This is a genomic window from Haloplanus sp. GCM10025708, from assembly GCF_042663985.1.
Lineage (GTDB): Archaea > Halobacteriota > Halobacteria > Halobacteriales > Haloferacaceae > Salinirarus > Salinirarus marinus.
Window position 1 is genome coordinate 132,546 of sequence record NZ_JBHSZA010000003.1, and the last position, 17,868, is coordinate 150,413.

General features: G+C 56.7%; 19 protein-coding genes and 3 pseudogenes. 11 read left to right on the top strand and 11 right to left on the bottom strand.

From position 1 onward, the window contains the following. Positions 1–44: 44 nt before the first annotated feature. A complete protein-coding gene (locus tag ACFQJD_RS01085; protein ID WP_379795533.1) occupies positions 45–1,220 on the bottom strand; it encodes a trans-sulfuration enzyme family protein in 1,176 nt (391 codons plus the stop codon). Positions 1,221–2,079: 859 nt separating this feature from the next. Here ACFQJD_RS01085 and ACFQJD_RS01090 point away from each other — a divergent pair. Together ACFQJD_RS01090 and ACFQJD_RS01095 are read left to right on the top strand one after the other, a co-directional pair. Further along, positions 2,080–4,392, top strand: coding sequence for a nitric-oxide reductase large subunit (locus ACFQJD_RS01090; RefSeq protein WP_379795535.1), 2,313 nt, complete (start codon positions 2,080–2,082; stop codon positions 4,390–4,392). Positions 4,393–4,733: 341 nt separating this feature from the next. After that, the gene (locus ACFQJD_RS01095; protein WP_379795537.1) at positions 4,734–4,880 is read left to right on the top strand and encodes a hypothetical protein; all 147 of its coding nucleotides are present in this window, start codon (positions 4,734–4,736) and stop codon (positions 4,878–4,880) included. Positions 4,881–4,962: 82 nt separating this feature from the next. On the opposite strand, the gene ACFQJD_RS01100 is transcribed toward ACFQJD_RS01095, so the two are convergent. Next, entirely contained in the window at positions 4,963–5,964 is a 1,002-nt protein-coding gene (locus ACFQJD_RS01100) for a DUF6610 family protein (protein ID WP_379795539.1), read from the bottom strand. Positions 5,965–6,086: 122 nt separating this feature from the next. Then, the gene (locus tag ACFQJD_RS01105) at positions 6,087–6,308 is read right to left on the bottom strand and encodes a hypothetical protein (protein ID WP_379795541.1); all 222 of its coding nucleotides are present in this window, start codon (positions 6,306–6,308) and stop codon (positions 6,087–6,089) included. Positions 6,309–6,564: 256 nt separating this feature from the next. On the opposite strand from ACFQJD_RS01105, the gene ACFQJD_RS01110 reads away from it, so the two are divergent. Both ACFQJD_RS01110 and ACFQJD_RS01115 read left to right on the top strand, forming a co-directional pair. Further along, positions 6,565–6,888 (top strand): DMT family transporter, encoded by a 324-nt coding sequence (locus tag ACFQJD_RS01110; RefSeq protein WP_379795543.1) that lies wholly within the window; start codon positions 6,565–6,567, stop codon positions 6,886–6,888. 129 nt (positions 6,889–7,017) lie between these two features. Then, positions 7,018–7,551, top strand: coding sequence for an HPP family protein (locus ACFQJD_RS01115; protein WP_379795545.1), 534 nt, complete (start codon positions 7,018–7,020; stop codon positions 7,549–7,551). A gap of 308 nt (positions 7,552–7,859) precedes the next feature. Here ACFQJD_RS01115 and ACFQJD_RS01120 read toward each other — a convergent pair whose 3' ends face one another. Next, on the bottom strand, positions 7,860–8,375 hold the full coding sequence (locus ACFQJD_RS01120; RefSeq protein WP_379795876.1) for a universal stress protein: 516 nt from the start codon (positions 8,373–8,375) through the stop codon (positions 7,860–7,862). Between the two features lie 86 nt (positions 8,376–8,461). Here ACFQJD_RS01120 and ACFQJD_RS01125 point away from each other — a divergent pair, with 86 nt between their 5' ends. After that, positions 8,462–8,908, top strand: a complete 447-nt coding sequence (locus tag ACFQJD_RS01125; protein ID WP_379795878.1) for a universal stress protein — start codon at positions 8,462–8,464, stop codon at positions 8,906–8,908. Positions 8,909–8,965: 57 nt separating this feature from the next. Here the strand turns inward: ACFQJD_RS01125 and ACFQJD_RS01130 are convergent, their stop codons facing one another. After that, positions 8,966–10,303, bottom strand: a complete 1,338-nt coding sequence (locus tag ACFQJD_RS01130; protein WP_379795547.1) for an MFS transporter — start codon at positions 10,301–10,303, stop codon at positions 8,966–8,968. A 511-nt stretch (positions 10,304–10,814) separates the two neighbouring features. Between ACFQJD_RS01130 and ACFQJD_RS01135 the strand changes: the two are divergent. After that, positions 10,815–12,085 (top strand): annotated as a pseudogene (locus tag ACFQJD_RS01135) (OFA family MFS transporter). 121 nt (positions 12,086–12,206) lie between these two features. Here the strand turns inward: ACFQJD_RS01135 and ACFQJD_RS01140 are convergent. The 6 genes and pseudogenes from ACFQJD_RS01140 to ACFQJD_RS01165 form a co-directional block, all read right to left on the bottom strand. Then, the gene (locus tag ACFQJD_RS01140; protein WP_379795549.1) at positions 12,207–12,893 is read right to left on the bottom strand and encodes a DUF6166 domain-containing protein; all 687 of its coding nucleotides are present in this window, start codon (positions 12,891–12,893) and stop codon (positions 12,207–12,209) included. 157 nt (positions 12,894–13,050) lie between these two features. Beyond that, entirely contained in the window at positions 13,051–13,350 is a 300-nt protein-coding gene (locus ACFQJD_RS01145; protein ID WP_379795551.1) for a hypothetical protein, read from the bottom strand. Between the two features lie 53 nt (positions 13,351–13,403). Further along, positions 13,404–13,624, bottom strand: a pseudogene (locus ACFQJD_RS01150) (hypothetical protein). A gap of 49 nt (positions 13,625–13,673) precedes the next feature. Continuing rightward, complete coding sequence (locus tag ACFQJD_RS01155) at positions 13,674–13,949, bottom strand: DUF7389 domain-containing protein (protein ID WP_379795553.1); 276 nt, start codon at positions 13,947–13,949, stop codon at positions 13,674–13,676. A 23-nt stretch (positions 13,950–13,972) separates the two neighbouring features. Then, positions 13,973–14,346: pseudogene (locus ACFQJD_RS01160) on the bottom strand (DUF6166 domain-containing protein). Positions 14,347–14,451: 105 nt separating this feature from the next. Beyond that, positions 14,452–14,847, bottom strand: a complete 396-nt coding sequence (locus tag ACFQJD_RS01165; RefSeq protein ID WP_379795555.1) for a DUF7567 family protein — start codon at positions 14,845–14,847, stop codon at positions 14,452–14,454. A gap of 190 nt (positions 14,848–15,037) precedes the next feature. Between ACFQJD_RS01165 and ACFQJD_RS01170 the strand changes: the two genes are divergently transcribed. From ACFQJD_RS01170 to ACFQJD_RS01190, 5 genes are read left to right on the top strand one after another with little or no spacing between them, the layout of a single operon-like run. Continuing rightward, on the top strand, positions 15,038–15,298 hold the full coding sequence (locus ACFQJD_RS01170; protein ID WP_262181234.1) for a ubiquitin family protein: 261 nt from the start codon (positions 15,038–15,040) through the stop codon (positions 15,296–15,298). Positions 15,299–15,306: 8 nt separating this feature from the next. Continuing rightward, on the top strand, positions 15,307–15,771 hold the full coding sequence (locus ACFQJD_RS01175) for a hypothetical protein (protein WP_262181238.1): 465 nt from the start codon (positions 15,307–15,309) through the stop codon (positions 15,769–15,771). A gap of 33 nt (positions 15,772–15,804) precedes the next feature. Further along, positions 15,805–16,407, top strand: coding sequence for a Mov34/MPN/PAD-1 family protein (locus ACFQJD_RS01180; RefSeq protein ID WP_379795558.1), 603 nt, complete (start codon positions 15,805–15,807; stop codon positions 16,405–16,407). After that, a complete protein-coding gene (locus ACFQJD_RS01185; RefSeq protein ID WP_379795560.1) occupies positions 16,407–17,426 on the top strand; it encodes a ThiF family adenylyltransferase in 1,020 nt (339 codons plus the stop codon). The genes ACFQJD_RS01180 and ACFQJD_RS01185 overlap by 1 nt, the downstream gene beginning before the upstream one ends. After that, complete coding sequence (locus ACFQJD_RS01190) at positions 17,426–17,860, top strand: hypothetical protein (protein WP_379795562.1); 435 nt, start codon at positions 17,426–17,428, stop codon at positions 17,858–17,860. Before ACFQJD_RS01185 ends, ACFQJD_RS01190 begins: the two co-directional genes overlap by 1 nt. Positions 17,861–17,868 lie beyond the last annotated feature (8 nt).

Here is a 17,868-nt window from a genome sequence, read left to right on the forward strand (position 1 = left end):
CAATTCCCGGTTTCCACTCACGGTTACTACCCTCAGGAACTAACTCACAGCTTCTCGAGAGCTTGATCAAGGTCGGCGAGTAGATCGTCCGCGTGTTCGACGCCGACGGCGATTCGGACGAGTGAATCCGAGATCCCGGCGGCCTCTCGTTCGGCGTCTGTGAGGTAAGATGCGGACATCGTGGCGGGATGGTCGACGAGTGATTCGGTCCCGCCGAGACTCACAGCCAGCGTGAATACATCGAATTCTTCGAGAACGGCCCGGGTCTCGGCACCGGTTGCGTCCAGCTCGAACGAGACGATTCCGCCGAATCCGTCCATCTGCTCACGAGCGAGGTCGTGTTGTGGGTGGTGGTCCAATCCGGGATAGTTGACCTGGGCTACCGACGGATGGTCGTCGAGATACCGCGCGAGTTCGCCGGCGTTGGTCTCGTGACGGCCCATCCGGAGGGGGAACGTTCGGAGTCCACGGAGTGTGAGATAGCAGTCGAAGGGAGCGAGAGTTCCACCAATGTCGTAGGACTGGGTGTGCGCTACGCCGTCCGCGACGGCTTCGTCGTCGGTCAGAACGACGCCACCCATCGAGTCGCTGTGCCCGTTAAGATATTTCGTCGTACTGTGGACGACGATGTCGGCTCCGTGTTCGAGCGGGCGCTGGAAGTACGGCGTCGCGAACGTGTTGTCGACGACGTAGGTTGCATCGACTGTTGCTGCGACGTTGGCCACGACCGAGAGGTCACAAAGCCGCAGTAGCGGGTTCGTCGGCGATTCCATCCAGACGAGCGTGGTCTCGTTGGTGACTGCTTCGGCGACAGCGTCGATATCCGTCGCGTCGACGTACTCGACGGTGGCGCCCAGCGAATCGACGAGCAAATCGTCGAAGAGTAATCGGGTTCCTCCGTAGATGCCATCGAATGCGACGACGTGATCGCCCGGCTCGACGACTGACAGGCAGATCGCTGCCATCGCAGCGGTTCCGGAGGCACTTGCGACGGCGCGTTCAGCCCCGCTGAGGTCGGCAAGTCGCTCCTCAAGGACGTCACGCGTGGGATTGCCGAACCGAGTGTACTTGTACCCGTGGTCCGACTCACCGGGACTGCGCATCTCATAAGTTGTCGAGAGGTGAATTGGCGGAACAACATCACCGGCGTCGCTGACACTGGCATCAGTTCGATCAAACCGGGCGGCTAGAGTGTCGAGGTGGTAATTCGAATCATTCATGCTAGTACTCGAACTCTCTGTTCGCTCGTCTAAAAACGAACCGAGATGACCGGTCCGTATTCGGGCGGAGATGTCTGACGTACTTTTGAACATAGGGAATTTGTCTTGGGCAGATAATCCTCGTAGACTGGGACGGCGGTTGCTCCCAAAGACGAGTTCTCCATCGCTATGGCCCTCGTCTGTTGGGGCCGATACCCGATGGGGCCCGTGATGAACGTACGAACCAAGTGGGTTCACGACGAGTTTGCATCCGATAATGCGCGAGTGCGCGTCGATCGGTTGTGACCGCGGGGGCGTCTCGAAAGAGGACGCACAACTCGACAGCTTGTGGAAGTCGATCGCACCGTCCGAGGAATCGGTAGGCGCTCACTCCAGTAAAGCGGTAGACTGTAGGTTAGAGTGCCAGGGAAGTCTGAAATAAATTTGTCCAATAGGTCGACGTTTTTTTACGAAACCGGAAACCTCGTTATTGACCTCCTCCTGCCCCTGAAGGGCTGTCGCTTACTCATAAGATCGGGGCGCTCCGGAGTAGTATTTCGGCCGCCGTCGAAAGCGATCTATGACTGAAAAAGACATATTGATTGGACGAAATGCGATCGCCTCCTGACCACGGGGTGTTCAAATTGCCTCGGCCTCACCACAGGAACACCGTTCTACACCCGATGAAACCGGTGAATCCCGGAGATATGTCCTTTATTTCCACGGAGGGAGGTCCATGCTAGCGGCTTGGTTTGTGGGTAAGAGAAAGGGCTCAAGCGTGGGCTTTCGCCTCGCTGCGCTGTAATCGCGACACCGATTACGTTCGTAGGCTTTCTCCATGGCACCACGATTATAGGGCGAGAATGTGAGGGTGTCTCTCATGGAAGTACGCAGGAAAACCCTGGCAAAGTTGCTCGTGGTGGCGTTCATTTTCAACTTAATCGTGATGGGGGCGGGCGCGTACTACGCGTACCAGCAGACGCCCGACCGCCCGGAACGCATCGTCGGCCCCGAGGGCGAGGTGATTACGACGAACGAACAGATCGTCGAAGGGAAGGCCGTGTTCCAGCAGAACGGCCTGATGAACCACGGGTCGATTCTCGGAAACGGCGCGTACTTCGGTCCGGATTACACGGCCGACGCACAGGATCGGTTGGTGTCGAATATGCGCGAGTACGTCGCTCAGGAACGTTACGATACGCCGTACGCAGAACTCCCTGAACCGGAGCAAGCAGCCGTGAACTCTGTCGTCTCACGCCAGCTCCAGGAAGGTGACTTAGGGACTACCATCCGGCTTACCGCCGCGGAGGCATACGCCTACGAACAGGTCCAGCAAGCGTACGTCGAGCGGTACTACGGCGGTGCCGTCGAACACGGCGTCCCGCCGCAGTTTGTCGAATCCCGCGAGAGCGCGCGGCGATTCGCGGACTTCGCGCTCTGGACCGCGCTATTTGCATCGATCGACCGCCCGAACAGCGACGTTTCGTGGACGAACGAGTGGCCGTACAACCCCGGCGCCGGAAACACGCCGCCGGTGTCCTCGATGACGTGGAGCGTCGTCGCGATGGTGCTCCTCGTCGGTGGGGGTGGTGCCGGTATCTGGCTATATAATTCGGCGGAACTCCCGGAACCGGACACAGAGGGCGTCGATGTCCCCCATCCTAACGATATCGACCTCTTCCCAAGTCAGTTCGCGGCAATCCGCTTCGTCCCCGTGGCGGCCGTGCTGTTCGCCGTCCAGACGCTTCTCGGGGGATTGATGGCGCACTACTACATCGAACGCGAGGGGTTCTACGGCATTGCGGAAGCCCTCGGTATCGATGCGATGGCGACCCTGCCGTTCGCGATCACAAAAGCCTGGCACATCGACCTCGCGGTGCTCTGGATCGCGACTCTCTGGCTCGGCGTCGGCCTCTTCCTCCCGCCCCTACTCACTGGCCACGAGCCGAACAACCAGAAACGGTACATCCACGTCCTGTTGGGCGCCCTGGTCGTCGTCGTCGTCGGCGGCTTACTGGGTATCTGGCTCGGCGCACAGGGGTACATCGACGGCGCCCTCTGGTGGATCCTCGGCAACGAGGGCCTCGAGTACCTCGAAGTCGGCCGCCTCTGGCAGGCCGGCCTGCTCGCCGGGTTCGTCCTCTGGGCGGCCCTCGTTGCCCGCGGCTTCAAACCCTTACTCGACCGCGAGGAGCGCTACGGACTCGCCCACATGATCCTCTATGCCGGCGGGTCCATCGCGTTGCTCTTCTCCGCGAGCATGCTCTACACGCCCAAGACGACGATGCCGGTCACGGAGTTCTGGCGCTGGTGGGTCGTCCACATGTGGGTCGAGGGCGCCTTCGAGTTCTTCGTCGTCGCCATCATCGGCATCTCGCTCGTCTCCATGAACCTCCTCAAGCGACGAAGCGCGGAGAAGGCCGTGATGTTCGAGGCGCTGTTCGTGATGGGCGCAGGCGTCATCGGCGTCTCCCACCACTACTGGTGGGTCGGGATGCCCGATTACTGGATCCCCATCGGGAGCGTGTTCTCCACGCTGGAGTTCATCCCACTGATCTTCATCCTCTATGAGGCGCTCGGCGAGTATCGCGCGATGATGGGCGCGGGCAAGGACTTCCCGTATCGACTGGCGTTCATGTTCATCATCGCCAGCGGGTTCTGGAACTTCGTTGGCGGGGGCGTGCTCGGGTTCTTCATCAACCTCCCGCTGGTGAACTACTACGAGCACGGCACCTTCCTCACGGTCGGCCATGCCCACGGCGCGATGTTCGGCGCATTCGGCTTCCTCGCGCTTGGCATGGCAGTCTACGCCCTTCAGTTCACTACGAAAGCCGGAAAGTGGGATCCGACGAACCTCAAGCGCGCGTTTTGGATATTGAACGCCGGGCTCGCGTGGATGGTCTTCATCGGCGACATCCCCGTCGGCTTCCTCCAGCTAGAAACCGCCTTCACAGAGAACTACGATGCCGCCCGTTCACTCGCGTTCTACAACCGCGACATCGTGCAGTGGCTGTTCTGGGCGCGCCTGCCGGGCGATATCCTCATCATCGTCGGCGCGAGCCTGTTCGGCTACGACGTCCTGAAGAAGCGCTTCGTTCGCCGCGAGGAACCCGACACCGTCTCCGACGGGACGATCATCTCTCGGCGTATCTTCGCCGAAGACGACGCGGATGTTAATCTCGACGACGATTAACATCCACAGCCACACAAATTTCTACAATACCGACGCTGTTGAAGTTCTCTGTACGGCGTCCAATTTTGTCTGTCGGATACGTTTCATCTGGGAGGTTGTACGCGACAAGGGAAGTACACATCCTGAAAAGCTGAGAAGTGATACAAAAAGAGTCCCTACAGTCCGAACGCTACCTTGCGATGATCCGCGCCCGGATCTAGATCGCCTGCTCACCTTCTCGGACGTACTGATTGACCTCTGCCACGTCCGGTAGCCCACGACCTTCGTCGCTTCAGGCCACTAGAGATGTCAGGAAAAGTGAATCATGGGGGGGAGTGATCGTGAAAGGGACTCTGGACATCGTGCCACTCCTGGACCTACTCGCTCGCGGCGGCCTCGTCGACGAGGTTGATCTAATCCTCGACCCCCGCCTCGAGCTGGCTGTGCATATTGTCCAACCAGTTGTCGACATCATTGAAAACCCACATGCGGTCTGGTCGTATCCATGATATCACCGACCGAAATCGGCCCTCGCTACAATTCAGCGAACGCCTCGCCCGCTCTCGGGGGCACGAAAAACAGGTCGCGAAGTCATGCCGGCGGGAGGTAGACGCTCTGCTCGCCGACGATCTCCTCCAGGTTATTTCGATGGCGGTGGCTGAAGTAGCACTCGTAGCTGCAGTATCCACAGATCGCGCCGGTATCGTATTCGGCGACGTACGGGCCGCGGCGAGTTCGCCAGACGTTCGTCCCGCACTCGGTACAGGCGGCGTCCTCGAGATCGGCAGGACTCGGTCCCTCGTACTCGACGTCGAGCCCCTCGTCTTGCGGTGTCGTTTCGGGCCAGATTCCGTGGTCCCTCCAAAACTCACGGACGCGAGCGAGGCTATGACGCACCGTCTTTCGCACGGTGACGTGGTCGGCGTCGCGACCGCTGTCGTCCCAGCCGTCGGCCGTCCAGAACTCACCGAACTGCGCGCCGCGATGCAGCCCGTTCCAGTCGACGCCGACGATGTCGGCTGGTGGCTCGTCCGTGAGTGTCGGTCGGGTCAACTGTCGAATGGCGTCGAGCTGCTTGGGCGGACTCCCGCCGAGGATGTGGACGCGCCGCCCCCTCCAATCGGCTGGGTCGGAGAACTCGTGGGCCAGGCGGTCGGCGTATCCCCGTGAATACCCGAGGACAAGGGTTTCGGGTATCGAGTCGACCACCGCCTGCGACTTCGGAACGACGATGAGCTCGGCCTCGGGATAGCTCGCTCGGATCTCGCGAGCGGCAGCGACGTGGGCGTCGACGTCAGCTGGTTCGTAGATGTCGCCGATGACACCGACCTCTGGTTCGTGTTCGAAGAAGCGGTCGACGAACCGCTCCAGGTCTGGATTCCGGAAGTCGTTGTCGAGCATCCCGACAGGAATCTCGAGGTTCAGGTACTGGTCTGCTTGATATCTACAGTCTTCCCGAAACCCGGGAAGAAATCCGAGAGCTAGAGCATCAGCGGCGAATGGAGCTCGATGAAGGAACGCTATATGGTCTGCTTGTCTGGCGGCAGCGATGTCGCTAGCCGTGCTGGAGTCTGTACTCAAATGGGGGGACATGATTGGACTCGCGAGGCCGCTGCTGGCTGCCCCGCACCCATTCAGGGGCCCGAAAAACCGAGGCACAGCGGATTAACCAACAATAGGGAAATCACGCGGAGTGTGTTGGTTAAGATCAGAGCTTACTCTTCGTTCTCACGCAGCTCTTCGGCCTTCCACTTGAGCCGGCGCAGAATCTGCGTCCGATTCTGGTGGGCGTTCTCGTAGGCAACACACTCTTGCAGGGTCTCCATATCGGGAATCGTCGCGATACCGGCCTTGACCAATCGGTAATTCGGTGCTTCAAGACGCTTCTCAGGTGGGAATTCGTCGTCACTCCCGTCGCTGATCGTGGACTGTTCCATCTCTGTAGCCCTCCACCTCTCGAGGGCGAGAAAAACAGGACAGACGACTACGTAACCGACGCGGAGTTTGGCATTGCCTCCTGGAATCGCTAGAGAAGTGCGTCCTTACGCTTCTGGAGTTAATCGACTTTCTCCGACAGTACCCCCGAGTATTGAGTTTTCGACCAGCCTCTGTCGTCATTTCTCGAATACGTAGATGGCCAATCTAAGGCGGTATCGTAACCTATAGTCCGATTTGGGAGCAAAATCCAGGGGAATGTCGTGGCTCATTCTCTTCGTCGCTGGCTTGTTCGAGATCGCCTGGGCAATCGGCTTGGAGTATTCTGACGGACTCTCGGAACCGATCCCGACGGCGGGGACAGTCGCTGCGCTCATCATCAGTATGGTGTTGCTCGCGAGAGCAGTGCAGAATCTGCCGATCGGGACTGCGTATGCTGTCTGGACGGGGATCGGCGCCGTGGGAACCGCCACACTCGGTATCGTCTTATTCGATGAACCGGCGGCTGGTCTCCGTCTCCTGTTTATCTCCGTGATCGTCTTCGGGATCGTTGGTCTCCACTTCGTCTCCGGTGGCCACTAATGCCGGTTCTCGAAATCGTTACAAAGAGACTTCAATCACATAGGTCGATGATCGGTCTGAATTGTCCGTGTAGTGCTATTCCAGTACGCAACACTCATTGAGGGCGAAACCCCATCCTCGTAAACAAGGATGGATGAACGAGTGATCTGGGCGAGCGGTCACGGCGTCGTTCTCCTTGCTGTACTCGCAGGATTCGCATTCGCATCCGGCTTCTGGGGTATCCTCATTGCTCTTGCACCCGCGGCGTATCTGCTCGTCTTCTTTCCGCATGATGAGGATAACTCCCCGAAGACGGTCGTGGTCAGCCATCTGACCGCGCTAGTCGCAGGGTGGGTGACGTATACCGCACTTGCTCAGGGGATCGCCCCGACGAGTATCGAACCGATGTCGGAGCCAGGGCTTCGAATCGTTGGGAGTGCCCTGCTCGCCTTTGTGGCTAGCACGGCTGTCTTTTACGCGCTCCACATAGAACACCCAATGGCCTACGTTACTGCCTTCACCGCAGCAATTGGGGCGTTCCCGTCCATTCAGGCACTCGTCGTCGTCGGGGTAGCTGTCCTCTGTGTCGCTGGTCTTCAGGCACTTCGACGAGAGGTGGGGCCTGACCCGACTTCTGAAGCCGTTACTACAGACGGTTTCTCAGCACCATCGGATCAAAGCTAGCCGCGCAGAACTCTCCCCACGAGCCAAATTCAGCCCACTGGACCAGGGTGGGATCGCTAGTAATTGTCCTCGTAGAGTGCGGCTTGCTGTTCGATGTATCGTTCCGGCCACTCCTCAAAATGTGTCCTCAACCGATGAATGGCTTCCACGGCGACCGCTCTGAGTTTGGAACCAAGAGTAGTTCCAGCTGTAACGAGTCCTCGCCAGCTGGACGAATCTGGAGTCATCAAATCGGATTTCCGGCTTGGAAGTTAAAAATAGTGTGACTGGAGTGCACTTGCCTCCGTACTGGGGGTCTCAATTCCGCCCTATGCCGGCTCTTTTCGGATTGTCAAAACTGGCTGGTCTGCCCGGCGAAGCGTTTGCTCAGTGACGCTCCCCCGGAGGAGTCGGGAAAATCCGGACCGTCCGTGCGGGCTGAGAATGAGTAAATCGATCTCTGCTTCGTTCGCATAGGTGCAGATTTCCTGGGCTGGCATCCCTTCTCGCATCTCCGTGACGATAGACAGGTCTCGGTCCTGTGCCGCGAGGCTGATAGATTCCAAGGCCTCACGGCCTTCGTCATGAAGACTTGGTCGCGTGGATGTGGTCCTTGTCCGTCCAATAATCCCTGGGCCACTTTGGACAATATCGATCACATAGAGTACGTGAACTGTCGCAGTGTGATGGGCAGCAAGATCAAACGTCTTCTGCACCGCTCGGCGATCTCCGCTCCCGTCCGTTGCGAGAAGGAGCGAGTCGAACATGTGTCTGGGTAACACTTCGAATGAGGTATCAGTTGTGGTGCCAACCGTACAGTACCGCCCAGCTGTCATTTTCCCCATCACCTTGTCCGTGGTTGGCCTCTTGGAGAAACGTGAACACCATTATCTGTATCGCAAAACAATCGACAACAGGTACGAATCAGCTTATGTTCGATCGAATACTCATCCCGACGGACGGCAGTGATCCATCGAAGCCCGCGGTGGAGATGGCACTCGACCTTGCTGAAGCGCATGGTGCAACGCTCCACGTGCTCTATATCGTTGACCAGCCCACGTCCGTCTCTGGCATGGGTGAGGGATTCTCTGGTCTCGATGACCTTCTGGATGCGCTCGAAGAACGGGGGCAACAGGCAACGAAAGCCGTCGTCGAACAGGCCAGCGAGAGGGATATCGAGACGACAGCAGCGATCCGTCGAGGAAACCCCCACGACGATATTCTCAGCTACGCAGAAGACAACGATATCGACGTCATCGTCATGGGGACGCACGGACGCACTGGGGTCAAACGTGCGCTCCTCGGAAGCGTCACCGAAAATGTTGTGCGTCATTCCGAAATCCCGGTGTTAACTGTTCACCGAGACCCTGAGGAGTAAGATACTGACGTCACCACTGTTTCCGTTCCACGGTAGATGTAGAGTTGTGATGAGGGTTTAGTGGAGAGCTCCCTCGTCAGCGGTCTCTTCAGGCTCCGAGATCAGCCACTTGAGAGCGGCTGCGACGATGACACAGAGCCCGCTTAAGACGATGAAGACGGCAAACCCTCGCGCATACCCGATGTGCCCATAGATATCAACAAAGAGGCCCATCAGCGGAAGGATAACGAGGGTTCCACCACCTCCGATCCCACTGATCCAGCCGGAGGCCCCACCGACAGCCTCCGGGACGAACTTCGGTACCAGTTCGAACACGGCCGCGTTGGCGAACCCCATTCCAGTCCCGAGCACCATCATGCCAAGGATGGCGGGCCAGAACCCGGTGAAGAAGGTCATAATTGCACCGCCGAGGGCCATCACACCGAAGCTAATGATGGCAACTAATTCACCGCCGAATCTGTCACTGACACTCCCGGCGGGCACTCGAATGAGTGACCCGTAGACGATGAAGATGCCTGCCAGCAGGCCTGCTGTCGTGAGCGTGAGTTCGTGGAACTCTGCCCAGTAGGTGGGGAACCAGGCTGACAGGGACGTGAACCCGCCGCCGAAGGAGACCGTGTAGAGGAAGACGAGGATCCATGTCCGGCGGTTTCTCGCGGATGTCCGCAGAGAATCCCACGTCCCGCCCGACGGGAAAATGTCTTGGCCGAGTTCGTCAGCGATTTCTTGTGACTCCTCCGGTGATTTACCCTGCTTGCGGAGCTGGAAGTAGTACGGATCGACCGCGTACACCGCGTAGACGGCGGTGACGACCAGCAGGAACACGAGCCAGGTCGAGTAAGCCATTGTCAGCCCCCAGATGCCAATGAGGACGGGGAGGACGTAGACGACCATCCCCGGGCCGATGTTGCCGACGCCAGCGAACGCGCCGAGCGCGAACCCCTGTTTATCGCTGGGATACCAGTAGGAGGTCTGTGTGATTCCGGCGGAGAACGTCGCCCCTCCTGCACCCGCAAGGAATCCGAAGAATACCAGAATGGGGTACAGACTCATGTCGAAGTTCTCCGGATAGGTGAGGAACAGCGTGATAACGAGCCCTGCTGTTCCGATGATCGTCGAGGCCATGAGGATGAGCAGCGGTTTCCGTCCGCCAACTTCGTCCACCCAGGCACCGAAGGGGATCCTGAGGATCGCCTTGCTGAGGTGCGGTGAGCTCAGCAAGAGGCCGTGAAGGACGCCGGCAAGCGCCAGATGTTCTTCGAGGACTGGCCCTGCCGCCCCGTAGAAGACGATGGTGGTCAGGCCCGCATAGAAGACGAGCGTGGACATGATGAGCCCGCGTTTGGGCGTCCCGGTAACACCGTGTTCATCTGCGAGTTGTTCTGCTTCAGTCATTAGGCTGGAGTGGTGTTCCGTCGTCTACGAAACTCGAGAAGAGATCCATCTACGTGAGTGGCTATGCGGCGTGGTCTTCGCTCTACAGGTAAGGGCTGTATTGAACTCATCTTCGTACAGTTTTTGTCTCACCGATGGCCCCTTGTCTTTGTCGAATTATTTTTTGAGTGTCAATTATTGAAAACCCGAATTCTGCAATCTCAGTTCCTCGTAGGTAGTGCTAAACTGCTAGTGATTGATGTACTATCAGTATTTGGTCACTTTGTCTTCGTGGATGTTAATCGTCGAACCTGCTCTCGGATTCAGTCACTGGCGACCAAGTGAAGATTGAACCTTTCTAAAACGGGATAAGTTCTGTTTGGAATGACACTACGCTAATGGTGGGGTCCTTGTCGATCTGCTCAATTCGGGCACGACAACTTGCTGATGAACAGCAGAATGTCTATTTAGAAACCACGAAAGAAATGAATGGGGCTTAGTGGTTGTACGTACGTTTGTGGAATACTTGATAATGAGTAGCGAGTCCTCCCACCCCAACTCGACCCCTGATATTAGTGTTCGAGCTCGAGAAACACTGGGTAGGTCACGGTGGTGGCAGGTGGCAGCTGCGGCGATCATGATGGCGCTCGTGAGTCCGTATCAGTACGTCTGGTCATCGATCGAAGGCCCACTGCGGCCGATCTCTCGATTCCGCTTCCGGCTCTCGGACTGGTTTTCACACTGTTTGTTGGGTTTCAGTCGCTTTCGCAGTTTCCAATCGGCTGGTGGCGGGACACCCATGGGCCTCGCTTGATCAGCTTTGCCGCAGGCATCCTTGCTGGTGGTGGCTACGTCGGCCTCGCATACGCGACCGAAGTTTGGCAGCTGTACGTGCTCTATTCACTCGGGGCTATCGGCGTCGGAATCGTCTACACCGTCGCAGTCAACACGGCACTCAAGTGGTTCCCTGACCGGCGAGGGCTGACGACGGGGATCGGAACGATGGCGTTCGCGGCCGGGAGTGCACTATTCATTCCATACGTCCGTGCCAATGCGACGGTCGCTGGCTATTCGACCGTTCTTCGTAACATGGGACTCCTCATCGGTGTCGGCGTCATTGTAGGGGCACTCATCCTTCGAGATCCGCCAGAAAACTGGACCAAGAAGACTGCGGAGAGCACGAATTCGAGTGATCACTCGGGAGCACCAGGACGGCGTGAGTATCGATGGCAAGAGATGGTCCGGACCTGGCAGTTCTGGCTTCTCCTGGTGATGTTCACACTCGTGAATACTGCTGGGTTGATGCTGACAGCGAAGGTCGTTTCACTGGCGCAGCAGTTTGGGCTGTCGGCGGCGATCGCAACTGCGTCTGCGATGGTTCTTGCCCTCGTAGGCGGGCTCAGCCGTATTCTCGTGGGTGGACTCTCCGATCGAGTCGACCGACGGCTCACTATTGCGGTGACTGCTATGTTGTGTGGTGTCGGGATGTTCATTCTCGTCTGGGCTGGCTTACTTGGGTCAGAGTGGGGATTCGTGGCGGCAGTTATCGTCGCGACGTTCTTCTGGAGTCCACAGTTTGCCTTGTTCCCGAGTATTGTTGGCGACTACTACGGACAGTCACAGTCTTCGACGAACTACGCGCTGGTTTATCTGGGGAAGGTTGGTGGTGGTCTCTTCGGTGGCGTGATCGCTGGTGTCCTGATCACGATGACGGGCTGGTCTACGACGTTCCTTCTTGGCGGTATCTTAGCAGTTTGCGCGGGAATAGGTGCACTTGTTCTTCGACCACCGCAACCGACATAATACAATTACGGTCGACTCGATCGGAGAGTCAACCACTCGAATTTTCGGCCGATGCATTCCAGCGCTGTGATGGCGCATTCGATGAGTTGGTACGTGGCCCGCGAGAGTCGGATGTACTCCATCAGTTGGCCTCCTCTGGCTCGACGAGGTCGTTACTCTCAGCGACGAGTGCCTGAACAGCTGAGGCAGGGTCGTTCTCGACCGGAAGTGTTCGATGGTCAAGCGGGGCGGGATACGCCCGGTCCCCCTGCGCACAAAGTATGATCAACCACTCTTCGCTCCCTTCGGCGAGGACGACGTAGTGGTCGATATCTCGACGTTGGAAGACTGTCCGATCTGTCCGGCTCACCGCACTCCAATTCGCCGGCAGTGACGATGACGGCGCCCCACCATCTGGCGTGAGTGCTCGGTACTCTTCGAATTCGGCGAGTGCCGCCTCGATATCCTCCCCGGTGAGGTGCCAGCAGTCGGCCGGGCCATCACACACCAGCTGACTGACCACGTCGTTGTGGAACTGGATGTAGTGTTGCTGGGCGACAGTTTCGTTGTCGGTGTAATCGAGAAGGAGCGCACAGGCGAGCTGTGCCGGTCCGCTTCCCGTATAGCCCCAGTCGAATTCCGCCGGGCTATGCCGCACGAGACCGAGACTTCGATTTGGGGAGAGGCGTTCGTGTGCGGTGAGGTTCAGGACCACTGGCGTTCCGTCGACACGCATTCCGACGTACTCAACGCAGTCTGCACTCGCCTGCCATCGCTCACTCGCATCCTGTACGACTGCTCGTGGGTCGGTAGTCGAATTCGTCTCCATCGGTTGCATGCGGGCGTTCGGATTCCCCGCGCCCCTGCTGGGGGTCGAAAAACTACCACCGGCTATTAGCCCCTCAGCGTCGCTTCAAAGTTAGAATTCAGACTATTATAGTTCAGACTATAACAATTCATCAGATAACCAATCGATAGAGGCAAGTCTATTCTTCGAAGAGACAGCGAGCGGCTGCATCGTCGCCAGTGAGGGTCTGTTGATCCTCGTCCGTATCAGCGAAGAGTGTTGACTGATCTCTCTCGGATGTTTGCTCAACTTCGGGTCGATCGTCGACGCCGAACTCACTCGCCTCGGGCTGATCAAGACGTGAATCCCGGTCACGATGATCCACGTCAGCGCCGAAGTCCTCAAGGGAGGTCTCGACGCTTGTTTCGGTTACTTCGAGTTGGCCATCGTCACCGAATGCGGTCTGTCGTTGAATCTCGATCTCTGGTCGATCGCTCATCTGGATTGAGCCTCCACCCACCGAGGCTCCGACAGACACCTCCGGGCGTTGGGTCAATCGTCTTGTGCGCGGAGTTCGCTGGCCCGCTGTTCAAGCCGGCGGAGGATTTGGACCCGTTGCTGATTCGCGTTCTCGTAGGCGACGCAGGCTCGCAGCGTCTCCATATCGTTGATCGTCACGATACCAGCGTTGATGAGTCGCGCATTCGGGGCTCGAGCCGTTGTTCTGGCGAAAGCTCGCTTGCGTCTGTTGTTTGACCGTCTGGATTGCTCACTGATAATCGCCTCCGCCACTGCTGAGGCGACAAAAAACGGCCCTCGTCGTTACCCGTCTTCTTCGGGTTGGATTTGGCGAGCGTCCTCTGCGAGATCGTGGATGTATTCTCTGAGGGTTTCCATGTCCTCGCGAGCGTCTTCGAGGGTCTTGCCTTTCGCTTTCGCGATTACCTCGTCCTGATCTCTGGTACCGGTTCCACGCTTGAGCTTTACGGTGAGGGAGACGCCGACGTCACTGCGTTCGACGTACTCCGTTCGTGTCGTCTGTTCGCTCGATTCAGCCGATTCGCCATCCGTACGAGATGGTTGGGTATGTTCTGACATGGGTTACTTTCGGTGATTGGTATTTAGATGGACGGTGCGGCCGGCTCGCCGGGTGTTTCGTGAAGGACTGCGTCGATCTCGGGCCCGGTGAGTCGCCAGCTTCCAGCAGACCTGCACAGTCCAGCTGGCTCACGACCTCGGTTTTGAACGCCTGGTAGTGGTCGAGGGCGAACGCCTCGTCTCCCGTGTAGTCGAGGAGGAGTGCGAGCGCGAGTTGCGCCGGACCACTACCACCATATCCCCATTCGAATCCCGAGGGACTGTGATTCACCAGCGCGAGACTCCGCTCTGGTGTGAGCCGTTCTTGGCCGGGACGTTTCTCAACGATAGCCTGCCCGCTCTGCCGATACCCGACGTAGGCGATGTCGCAGTCGCTCGCTGGGCGTGTCTGTTCAATCGAGTGTGTGTCGCTGGTCTACTCATCGGTCTGTTCGGGAGCTGCTCGTTCGAGCACCCCCGCACCCCTCAGGGGGCGAAAAACAGCCACAGGAACTGCTTTCCCCTACGCGAGATGGGAGATATCGGCTGGTTCGTCGACATCGTCGAACTCGCCTTGTTCGACCGGCTGCCAGTCATCACCGGGTGCTGGACTCCACCAGTCGACCTTGTAGGCACCCGGTGCGCCGAGGAGCTTCACCCGTGCCGACCCATCGGGCAGGTCGCGACGGAACTTCTCGTCGACATGGAGGTTCCACGTTGAGTGGGTGTCGAAGCAGGCGAGGACGGCCTCCTCGTAGCCGCGTGTCTCTCGGGATTCTTGGAGTTCGACCTGTGTGTTGCAGTTCTTGCAGAACACACCTTCGAAGGGAATGTGACTGAATACCTCGTGCCCACAGACTGGACACCAGAGGAACTCGAACAGTGCTTCACTGTGACGGTCGATAATTTCCAGACCCATATTTGAACTTGGCCCGATCGAAACGGGCCACCCCTCTCGGCCCGAAAAAATACAAATGTCTCTTGCTAATGATTGGTTGAAATCAGCGATTCTTCAGCCGCGTATTTTGATTTAGTCCGGCCAGTCAGTGCCCTATTGTTATTCAGATGTCAACCAAATACTTAAAAGGCGAACGCGGCTAGTAACAGATATGCCTCCTCAACTCACCATAACGATTGAAGCTCCTAATGGAAAGAGTGACGAGTTCTCCTTTGACCAATCTACTAAAGTCAGCGAGTCTGCTGAGAAAGCCGCCGACGAGTTTGGCATCCAGAACACGAATAATCCAACACTTGCTCGGATTACCGATGAAGGTCAGGAAGAACTCAAGCCGAACCGGACGCTGGTGAGCTACGACCTTGATGGCGAAACCGTGATCTGGACGGACCGAGGAAAAGGCGCCGGAAGATGAAGCGACGGGTGAGTGAGCAGCTCATCCGGGACGAGCTGGAGGGTATCAATCATCGTGCCGATCAGTTAGGCTGGGAAGTTGACGCAGATCTTGATGACCTTGTTATCACGACTCGCATGACGGCTAGCGATGATGAGGAATATATTATTGAATTCGAATGTAGTAATTATGATCAGGCTCCTCCGTATGTTGAACTCATACATCCAAATACCGGTGAGCGAGGGGTTCCAAAGGCTTACTTCGACGACCGTGGAGCAGGTCAGGCACTCCTTCTCAAACAAACACCGGCACTTTGCCACGGATTCAATCGGAAGATGTACCTGGATGTCGATACGCACCACGATGAATGGAATCGCCATTCCATTGCCCGCTGGAAAGATGAGGCCGGCAGCTATACTACCTTAACGCGTATTCTCATGCTTATTGATAAGCGGATTACGAACGACCATTACCAGGGGCGACTCTCAGAATGACTTGGATCCCCTCGTACTACTGTTGGTGACTTAATGATACCAGTAACTCGTCGTATACAAGATTTCATAGCGAAGTTCCGTAGAAACGAGGAGTCACAAGAATTTGATGAGGGAGCAGGAATAGAACAGCAGTATCCTTCTGTGGTAGTTCCAGCTAGAGTCTGTGAAACCACTTGTGAAGCGCTTCGAAGCCACGCTCCGGTCGGCCAGAGCCATGAGGGTGTTGCGTATTGGGCGGGCGTCACGCTTGAGGACGTTCCTGTTACATTCGTTACAACGTGTATTGTTCCTGAAGCTGAGACTGGACCTGGCCATTTCGAGGTCTCCGCAGGAGCAAATGTAAGAGTAACACGGGCGGTACACGACAATGACATTGCTGTACTTGGTACAGTACACAGTCACCCGGGTGCTGGGACACACCATTCAGGAGTGGACGATGATGAGGCGTTCACTGTTTATGATGGGTATTATTCGGTAATCGTTCCGGACTATGGCACTGAGGGTATGCTCCCACTCACGAAGTGTGGTGTTCATCGATATGAAGCAGGCACAGAAACATTCCGTAAATTGAATGACACCGAGATCTCTTCGACGTTCACTACTCCGACTGCACCGCTTAAAATAGATACTCGATAATGACCTTACAACCTCCAGATCCGAGTGCCCTTCCTATCTCAGAAACGGGATTTTACGAGAAGCGAGATGACCGGACAAATCTTGTCACGAATTCAGACCACTATCAAGACGCGCCAATTTTGCTCGCGATTGAGCAAGACAAGGCGACGAATCTTTCTGGGCAAGTAATGGCTCTTACCTCTGCTGTTCTTGCGAGTCGATTCAACCGGAACGTTGATCTCGCGTATCCAGATATTCCACTAGAAAGTCAGGTTTCACACCTGTTACTCCCTGAGAGACTCCGTACGAGAGCAGTTACTGAGATGGAACTGGGTGATCCTTTTGGGGAGTTCACGGGGGTTGATCGAGAAGAGATTGCAGATAGTGACACCGACTATTCTTGTGCCCTGACCATCGGGAACCCTTCCGTTCAAGCGGAAAAAATAATACGTATTGATAGCTGTGGGTGGGCCGCACGCATCACACGAAATGAACAAATTCGAGGTTTCAATGAGACTTCACCAAATCCTATTGGCCCTGCTGCTGCCGCCTGCTTCGGTATCGCTGAACTCTTCAAGTCTCTGATTGGCTGCCCTCCCGAACAACAACCAGGGAATTTCACATTTGATGCGCTCACATTGCGGGTGGAACCGGGCGAATTGCATACCACCGCACCTGCCTTTCCAGATAATATTGAACTAGGTACCGTTGAGCTGGTTGGCGTCGGGTCAATCGGTTCCTCACTTTTGTATATGCTCCCGATGCTCCCTATTGAGGGCACATTCACGCTCACTGATCCAGATGTTGTTGAATACTCGAACCTCAATCGATCACCGATTTTCAATGTGAAAGATGCTGCTGAGGAACGGAATAAAACTCTCGCTGGGGAACGTTTCATATGCGACAGTGTTGACGTTCGAACCTTTCCAGAGCGGTATGGCGCGTCAGGGCACAGGATGATGTTGTCCCGGATATCGTTCTCCCAGAAGTTGATAGCGATCAGGCGAGGGCGGATATACAATACAGTCGGCCCCCGCTAATGCTCGAAACCACAACAAACGAATCCTCCGTAAACGTGGCACGGCACATTCCGATCGTGGATGCCTGTCTCCTGTGCCACTTTCCTCCCGGCGAAAGTTCATATACTCCTGCCTGCGCTACCCTGGATAACGGTTCAATTCCAGATCCGGATGAGGAGGAAGAAGGCCCAGATGCGGCTCTCCCCTTTGTGTCCACCTTGGCTGGAATTTTGCTTGCCGGCGAGCTAGTAAAAACGAATATTGAAGAATATCCATTTCCTCCCTCGTTTGTTGAAATTGAAACATTCACTAACTTCTCTACCCGTATGCCTCGATATGACAAACAGCATAATGATGAGTGTCCATTCTGTTCATACTGTGACGATACTCAATATCGCCGATTGATTCAAAACACCAAATTTGAGGATTTGATAGATCTTATTGACCGAGACTGACTTTTATG

What these genes read in the sequence shown, in the direction of transcription:
- ACFQJD_RS01190 (WP_379795562.1), top strand. Translation starts at nt 17,426, where the DNA reads ATGCTCGAAACCACAACAAACGAATCCTCCGTAAACGTGGCACGGCAC.
- ACFQJD_RS01130 (WP_379795547.1), bottom strand. Translation starts at nt 10,303, where the DNA reads ATGACTGAAGCAGAACAACTCGCAGATGAACACGGTGTTACCGGGACG.
- ACFQJD_RS01115 (WP_379795545.1), top strand. Translation starts at nt 7,018, where the DNA reads ATGGATGAACGAGTGATCTGGGCGAGCGGTCACGGCGTCGTTCTCCTT.
- ACFQJD_RS01140 (WP_379795549.1), bottom strand. Translation starts at nt 12,893, where the DNA reads ATGGAGACGAATTCGACTACCGACCCACGAGCAGTCGTACAGGATGCG.
- ACFQJD_RS01185 (WP_379795560.1), top strand. Translation starts at nt 16,407, where the DNA reads ATGACCTTACAACCTCCAGATCCGAGTGCCCTTCCTATCTCAGAAACG.
- ACFQJD_RS01155 (WP_379795553.1), bottom strand. Translation starts at nt 13,949, where the DNA reads ATGTCAGAACATACCCAACCATCTCGTACGGATGGCGAATCGGCTGAA.
- ACFQJD_RS01085 (WP_379795533.1), bottom strand. Translation starts at nt 1,220, where the DNA reads ATGAATGATTCGAATTACCACCTCGACACTCTAGCCGCCCGGTTTGAT.
- ACFQJD_RS01105 (WP_379795541.1), bottom strand. Translation starts at nt 6,308, where the DNA reads ATGGAACAGTCCACGATCAGCGACGGGAGTGACGACGAATTCCCACCT.
- ACFQJD_RS01110 (WP_379795543.1), top strand. Translation starts at nt 6,565, where the DNA reads ATGTCGTGGCTCATTCTCTTCGTCGCTGGCTTGTTCGAGATCGCCTGG.
- ACFQJD_RS01180 (WP_379795558.1), top strand. Translation starts at nt 15,805, where the DNA reads ATGATACCAGTAACTCGTCGTATACAAGATTTCATAGCGAAGTTCCGT.
- ACFQJD_RS01125 (WP_379795878.1), top strand. Translation starts at nt 8,462, where the DNA reads ATGTTCGATCGAATACTCATCCCGACGGACGGCAGTGATCCATCGAAG.
- ACFQJD_RS01170 (WP_262181234.1), top strand. Translation starts at nt 15,038, where the DNA reads ATGCCTCCTCAACTCACCATAACGATTGAAGCTCCTAATGGAAAGAGT.
- ACFQJD_RS01145 (WP_379795551.1), bottom strand. Translation starts at nt 13,350, where the DNA reads ATGAGCGATCGACCAGAGATCGAGATTCAACGACAGACCGCATTCGGT.
- ACFQJD_RS01100 (WP_379795539.1), bottom strand. Translation starts at nt 5,964, where the DNA reads ATGTCCCCCCATTTGAGTACAGACTCCAGCACGGCTAGCGACATCGCT.
- ACFQJD_RS01165 (WP_379795555.1), bottom strand. Translation starts at nt 14,847, where the DNA reads ATGGGTCTGGAAATTATCGACCGTCACAGTGAAGCACTGTTCGAGTTC.
- ACFQJD_RS01090 (WP_379795535.1), top strand. Translation starts at nt 2,080, where the DNA reads ATGGAAGTACGCAGGAAAACCCTGGCAAAGTTGCTCGTGGTGGCGTTC.
- ACFQJD_RS01120 (WP_379795876.1), bottom strand. Translation starts at nt 8,375, where the DNA reads ATGGGGAAAATGACAGCTGGGCGGTACTGTACGGTTGGCACCACAACT.